Below are 1,645 nucleotides of genomic sequence, written 5' to 3' on the forward strand. Positions count from 1 at the left end.
ACTAAATCAGTAAGTTGGCAGCATCACCGTGCGCCTTATGTGATTACAACGAAAATAAAAACCATCACACTACATTTAACATCAGGGAACCGGATCTAACTCCATGAGTGTAATAGAAAATTTCGACGCCCATACTCCGATGATGCAGCGGCATGTTAATAAATAAAATTTAATTTTATATCATGTTCCTGGATGTAATGAAGCTACAAAGAATGAGAATAATTTTTGCGTTTAGAGCCTCAACTCCCCTCAAGGAGATCATTTTTTAAAATATATAAAATACCCATGCGATAATCACGATTCATTCTATCTGATATACAGATTATTAAAGAAATATCACCAGAGAACTAAATCTGCCCCCCAGCACAACAGCAGCTAGCGGTCTGCAGATCAATGGCATGTCTAAACAATTTGTGAAAAAGGCTATATCGGATTCATACCAAAGCCAAATTTAAGAGCAACATAGCTGAACCTTGCAGCAATGGATAACATTAACTGAAGCATACTAAATGCTGTCCGGCGGTGGCCGGGCAAAATCAATGGGAATACATTAAGCACCAACAGGAAGAGGATAAACCAAGGAGACAACTCTCGATTCTATTTACGGACTATAAGTAATCCATAGCGGCAAATATTCGATTGCGATGCATCTGTAAGAGTACTGCAGATAACAGAATCTTATAGACGCATATGAAAAACCGCCGGCAGCACTGGAAATCTATTTATTTTGAGAGACTAAATGTGGAAATTTCTGAATTAAAGGCTTTTATGGCTACAGTTGATACCGGCAGTGTCACTCAAGCTGCACGATTTTTATACAGAACCCAGTCCAGTATTTCATTACGTCTGAAACAACTAGAAAGTAAGGTTGGAGTTTCACTCCTGGAACGACGGAACGACGGCGTATTCCCTACTTTACAAGGACGATTATTATATGACTATGCTCAGAAAATTTTGTCACTGATTGACGAACTTGAAGGTAAACTACATACAGATAATACTTATCGTGAAATTAAGCTAGGCAGTATTTCAAGCCTGTCGGCTGAACATTTACATGCCATTCTTGATAGGGCTAGTGATAAAAAAATAGATATTGATATAACACTAGGCAATTCTTTAGAATTAGCCGAAAGACTACAAAGAAGAGATCTGGACATTGTTATTACTGGAGCGGGCATAGTGGCAGAAAATAACTATCATGTCCATCTATTTTCTGACGATATGGTCATTATATCCTCTCGGGAAAGAAGGGATATAACACATCTATCTGAACTCAAAGATAGTGTCTTCCTGGTAAATAGTAAAAGGAGTGCATCATCCAGAAATCTTAATATCCTATTTTCTACCGCTGGATTTAAGCCTAAAAAGATTATAGAGTGTGGTTCCTATTCTGTTCTTTTTACCGGCGTGGCTAAAGACAAAGGTATTTCAATGGTTCCCAAAACTTTAGCCACATCACCTATGTATAGAGACTCTGTAAAAATTCACAACATTTCAGGAGAGTTTACACCATTTAATACCGTGTTATCTTATGCAAAAGACTCGCAACATCATTTCGTTCTATCATTGGTTAGTATTATCAAAAATTATTTCAGGGAGATAAAATACTCAAACGAGATCAAATAAAAATTTCCACAAGTGAATT

Annotated in this window: 1 protein-coding gene; it reads left to right on the forward strand. The window is 37.1% G+C overall.

The window, feature by feature from the left end; translation table 11 throughout:
* The first annotated feature begins 741 nt into the window (after positions 1-741).
* Complete coding sequence (locus EQY_RS0121095; RefSeq protein ID WP_158000062.1) at positions 742-1,626, forward strand: LysR family transcriptional regulator; 885 nt, start codon at positions 742-744, stop codon at positions 1,624-1,626.
* The last annotated feature ends 19 nt before the right edge of the window (positions 1,627-1,645 follow it).

Origin of the sequence: Escherichia sp. TW14182 (assembly GCF_000208525.1) — a bacterium.
GTDB classification, from domain to species: domain Bacteria; phylum Pseudomonadota; class Gammaproteobacteria; order Enterobacterales; family Enterobacteriaceae; genus Escherichia; species Escherichia ruysiae.